Source organism: Paenibacillus sp. NRS-1781 (assembly GCF_050467745.1).
GTDB lineage: Bacteria > Bacillota > Bacilli > Paenibacillales > Paenibacillaceae > Paenibacillus > Paenibacillus terrae_A.
Map to the genome: position 1 here is coordinate 1 of NZ_JBITPI010000093.1, position 4,294 is coordinate 4,294.

The 4,294-nt window shown below is 35.2% G+C and carries 4 protein-coding genes; 1 reads left to right on the forward strand and 3 read right to left on the reverse strand.

Annotated elements, in window-relative coordinates; genetic code table 11:
* Nucleotides 1–331 precede the first annotated feature (331 nt).
* Nucleotides 332–514 carry an IS3 family transposase gene (locus ACIFO6_RS23805; protein WP_430044482.1) on the reverse strand — a complete coding sequence of 61 codons (183 nt, stop codon included), beginning with the start codon at nt 512–514 and terminating at the stop codon, nt 332–334.
* A gap of 179 nt (nt 515–693) precedes the next feature.
* On the opposite strand from ACIFO6_RS23805, the gene ACIFO6_RS23810 reads away from it, so the two are divergent.
* Nucleotides 694–1,566 (forward strand): hypothetical protein, encoded by an 873-nt coding sequence (locus ACIFO6_RS23810; protein ID WP_430044475.1) that lies wholly within the window; start codon nt 694–696, stop codon nt 1,564–1,566.
* Nucleotides 1,567–1,831: 265 nt separating this feature from the next.
* On the opposite strand, the gene ACIFO6_RS23815 is transcribed toward ACIFO6_RS23810, so the two are convergent.
* A complete protein-coding gene (locus ACIFO6_RS23815) occupies nt 1,832–2,617 on the reverse strand; it encodes a hypothetical protein (RefSeq protein WP_430044478.1) in 786 nt (261 codons plus the stop codon).
* Between the two features lie 118 nt (nt 2,618–2,735).
* Entirely contained in the window at nt 2,736–3,293 is a 558-nt protein-coding gene (locus tag ACIFO6_RS23820) for a papain-like cysteine protease family protein (RefSeq protein ID WP_430044480.1), read from the reverse strand.
* Nucleotides 3,294–4,294: the final 1,001 nt, after the last annotated feature.

A 4,294-nucleotide genomic window follows, 5' to 3' on the forward strand; every position in this document is an offset into this window, starting at 1 on the left:
TTAAGTTCAACTTATATAGTTGACTTCGTTCTATATTATTTAGGTTTGTAGCCTAGCTAATTATAAACTGTATCTCGTCAAGATATAAGAGGTTGTTAGTAGTGGCAGATACGCCTAATAATTTTTGATAATGTAAATATCCAAGAGAGTGTCCTTCGCCGGATGCTCTCTTTTTATATAGATATTCTTTAAGAGCCGATTGCCCCGAAGTTCAGCGCAGTCGGCTTTTTTACGTTGAAGGGAGGAAATGAAATGACCAAGGTAATCGCCCTGGCTAATCAAAAGGGTGGTGTTGGATTGTTAACAGTAAATTAAACAACCTTTTTATGGGCTATTTTCTGTAATTGAAGGATGTCATATAATCCAGAGTTCCATGTATCCGGTGTTTGTTATACCAGTTCACATCATCACAGAGTTCCAGTTTCAAGTGACGAAGGCTATGAAAGTTCATCTGGTTTACAAATTCTGTTTTCATAACTTTAAAGGTAGCCTCGGGACAACCTTCAAGTTTCAGGGCCTAGCAGCATGTGCTGGGTCTTTTCGTCATATTCCCACTTGCTTTCAAAACATAAACTTTTCTTCTCTTAAGGACGCTTTTTCCAAAGTAAACTCTTTTAATACGAACATGTATACGATACAATGGAAAAGGAACATTCGTTCCTTTTCCAGACTAAAAATATCGGAGGATAACGTATGATCAAAAAAAGACAATACCACCTATGGCAATATCAACTTGACGATGTAACAGAGCAAAATGGCGAATTTTCATTGGCCTACACTTTGGTAGACGCTAAACAAACAAGTGAAACCTTCATGTATTACATTTTGCACGAGAAAATAATGAATAAGAAATTCGATGCTACAGTAGAGTACATAACCAATCAAGATACTTCCAATCCAAAATCCAATAATAGCAAGCCGATCAGAAAAAAGAAGAATCTCCTCCCAATCATGACTATTGAAACGGGACGTGGACGTAGTGAAGAGGATAATGACAAACTCAAACGTTTGCTGGAAAAGGGTTTTACCGCCATCTATTCAAATACAAATGGTCAAGAGATTGCTCGCCATACCTATGTATTTTTGGATAATGTCCTTTCTAGTGCTCAGAACAAAGAATGTCGTCAGCTATTTGTACTAGAGAAATATGCTGAAGCGTTGAAAGCACATATTTCCCTTGGAACCGAACCAACTAAATGCACCGTATCTAAAAACTTGACGCGCAATGCCCTAATGACAACAGATGTGTATCTATGCCCTGTAGATATGAAGCAGCTAACCATTTGTATTCTCCCTGATAAAGAAATACCCGTAACGGAAGATGTAGAGATGATCCTTCCATATCATCGTACACCCGAAGAAGAGGACATGTACACTAAGCTTCAAGCTTATATGGAAAAAGAAAAACACTATGAAAAGCAGCGCCAAAAAATTAACCAAATGGTCAAAGAGCATAAAATCGAACTTCCTATCGCATCTGAAGTATGGTCAAAAATATGTTCATATAGTTTCCTTCAAACAATAGAAAAAAAAGCCTCCCCGTTACAAGAAGACTTTTGTCTTTAAATGTTTAATAACTATTGAGAACGCACATGTAGGTTATCGACTGGTTTAAAAAGAAAAAGACGATAAAGATTCTAAAACGACTCCAATTATGATAAAAGTGATTTTCTTTTTCATAAGAGAGACTTTTACAATCCTTCTTATGTTCTCCTTTACAAATCAATGGATAGGCTAAATCTAGTTGGACAGAAAAAATGAGGACTAGTAGAATGGAAGTGCCCTGACCACCCTCATCTAAGATAGCTGAACAAGCAAAGCCAAAATATCATTAAGAATTCCTTTTCTTTTTTAAGATTATAAAAATGGGGAATAATGAAATAACACCGAGAAAAAATAAGATTATTGGAACATTACTCGAAGCCTTCGAAGGCTCATTAAAATCGAATTGACCTGTTCCCATTATAACAGCTCCATCTTTGGTGGCTGGTCCAGATCTTTCCGTCTTCATTTCTTTTATCTTTTGGTCAAATAAAGATTTTGAAATTGTTTTATTTGAGTTAGATTCAAGATTGTTAACGTTTTTTCCATTACCACTTAGATCTATTACACGCTCTTTTTCTCCTCCTTCAATAAGTAAAGCATTGAGTCCATACCTTTCATCATCAATAAGTTTTACCTTTTCATTTTTTGAAAGAGTGGCCTCCGCTGTTAATAAAGAATTTTCAGAATTAACTCGATTACTAATACTGGATATCTTCCATGATCCAGTATTAGAACTTGCATAAATGGTTGCAACTTCTCGATCATTAGTCTTTAACGTAAAAATATACCCTGCAAAATCTATAGCGCTACTATATACATCATCAGTAACCTTATAAAAGGAAGTACCTGAACTTAATTGTGCATTTTCAAAATTTTCTTCCGCTTTAAGTTTATAATCTGATTTTACAGCATTTAAAGAATCAACATATTTTAGTTTGAAATCACTTTCTATGCTTGCTCTGATTTGAGCATCTGGAGTTGATTCATCAGATTGAGCAAATATTAAATTATTGAAGCTAAATAAAAGTATATTAAACATCAGTAAAAACGATAAGATCAGCTTTTTTTTCATTAAATAGAGCCTCCCTGAATATAATTGGATTACTTCATTAACATGCTTTTGAATGAGGTCGCAGCTCAGACCAAGGCAAAGTCCGAAGCTCACAATTTAGTAATATACTATTTGTAAATTAATTCACATATACAGCACTCAAAGTATTACGCCAATCCCAAGAACTGTTGCTTACAAATTCGTTATAGTCTCTAACTGTAGCAGAACCATCACCTGGATTAATATAGTACACATTTTGTATAGATCTACTTGTATCTTGGTAGTATCCCTTTATAAGCAGAGCGTGCCCACCACCACTAGTCCAAGCGATTGCCGCATTCAAGTTCATATTGTTATCGATGTTACTAATGATTTCCCCAAAAGAAACTTTAGAACGTATTGGTGTAGACTCTACATTCCAATTAGCTAGCGCATTTTGCATATCATAAACAGTGCCCGTATTATTAACGGGAGATCCATAAATTTTAGTGACAATCTTTGATTGAGTTGCATTTGCTCCAAGATAATTAGCAAGCATGCTAGATACTGCTGCCCAACACCAGTTTGATTTCTGTTGAACTTGTGCAGATACAGAGTTATTTTTGTAGTTTACATAAGCGAGAGCACTAGAGGCAAATAATGAAAAAGAGAGTAATAAGCATGGAAGAACTAATAATAATTTTTTTCTGTGATTCATTTTCTTTCCCACCTTCGTTTTGTTATTTATTTGGACAACATTGAAATAATATCCTACTTTAACAATCGAAGTAAGGGGAATCTTGTCGAATAAAAAATAATAGTAAACTTCTTGAAATTAAGAAGGCCAGAGCAATAAGTGGAAATTCAGTTCCGTGTTGGTTTGGCATCAAAATATAATGTTTCCTGTTTGCAGCATCTGTTTCCTGTTCGTTTTCTATTTTAAATACAATTGGAAACGGAAAAATACTTTGTTTACATAGAGAATCATGAGCTTGTTTCCATGTTTCCTGTTTTTTTAACTCTTGAGAGAAATATATAAATAATATTTGATTGAATATTATGTGCTGGTGAGGAGTGTATATGTCATCAGGAGTGCTCAAAACTGGAAACATGGAAACAGCTTTTAAAAATCCGCTATTATATTGGAGAAATTGAAGTGAAGATAGGAATTCGGCGTTATAAAATTGGAAACAAACGGATGGAGAATAGGAAACATGTTTGTAGATGAATTTATATGATGGGCTTGTCAGCCCGTAGAGAGGAAGTGATGGAATTAAATACATACATTTTAGAGTTAAGGGATGATTGGAATTGCGAAAAGTGAACTTAATTAGCCGCAAAGGGGTTGGGTGTGGGAGGGGAAACGGCGGCAGGCGATACTACCGTTTACGAAGCGTAGCGAAGTGGTTTTATCGCGGTTTTGAGTTTCGCCTATCCCACGAATAGATCATACATACATTCAGCAGAATTCATACACGTAATCAAGTCATATTATTAATTGGCTGTATTTATCGCTTTAAAATTTTCGTATTTCATATTGAATTTTATCTTGCTAAATATAGACTGATATCCGCAAAATTTTAAACCACATGAATGGAGGCTTGAACCTACAAAGAGTAAAATGTGTCACGTGACACAATGAGCAGATTTACAATTACAAATTCGATAACACGGGAACTCTCGCTATGAGCTAGGGTTCCTTTTTCATGTGCGCCCGGC

What these genes read in the sequence shown, in the direction of transcription:
- ACIFO6_RS23815 (WP_430044478.1), bottom strand. Translation starts at nt 2,617, where the DNA reads ATGAAAAAAAAGCTGATCTTATCGTTTTTACTGATGTTTAATATACTT.
- ACIFO6_RS23810 (WP_430044475.1), top strand. Translation starts at nt 694, where the DNA reads ATGATCAAAAAAAGACAATACCACCTATGGCAATATCAACTTGACGAT.
- ACIFO6_RS23820 (WP_430044480.1), bottom strand. Translation starts at nt 3,293, where the DNA reads ATGAATCACAGAAAAAAATTATTATTAGTTCTTCCATGCTTATTACTC.